This is a genomic window from Micrococcus sp. KRD096 (assembly GCF_017168495.1).
Classification (GTDB): Bacteria; Actinomycetota; Actinomycetes; order Actinomycetales; family Micrococcaceae; genus Micrococcus; species Micrococcus luteus.
In genome coordinates, this window is sequence record NZ_JABFAY010000061.1 from 1 (window position 1) to 476 (window position 476).

A 476-nucleotide genomic window follows, 5' to 3' on the forward strand; every position below is an offset into this window, starting at 1 on the left:
CGCTCGACGTGAGCCCCGAATAAGACGTACGCAGAGTTAGGACGCGCATGCGGAAGATACTCGTCGTCGGAGCCGGCCAGTCCGGACTCCAGCTCGCCCTCGGCCTCCAGTCGCACGGGTACGAGGTCACCCTGATGTCGAACCGGACGGCGGACGAGATCCGTACCGGCCGCGTCATGTCGACGCAGTGCATGTTCGACACGGCACTCCAGCACGAGCGCGATCTCCAGCTGAACTTCTGGGAGTCCCAGGCCCCGAAGATCGAAGGACTCGGTGTCTCGGTCGCGGCCCCGGGCTCGCACGACCCCGGTCCGACCCAGCGGGCGATCGACTGGGTGGGCAGGCTCGACGGGTACGCGCAGTCGGTCGACCAGCGGGTGAAGATGGCCGGCTGGATGGAGACGTTCGCGCAGCGTGGCGGCCAGCTGGTCATCCACGGTGCCGCGGTCTCCGACCTCGACTACTTCTCCCGTACC

Annotated in this window: 1 protein-coding gene; it reads left to right on the forward strand. The window is 67.4% G+C overall.

Features of this window, described 5'->3' with window-relative positions; translation table 11 throughout:
* Positions 1-47: 47 nt before the first annotated feature.
* A partial coding sequence (locus J1M41_RS11585; protein WP_342214110.1) for an NAD-binding protein occupies positions 48-476 on the forward strand: 429 nt, incomplete at its 3' end.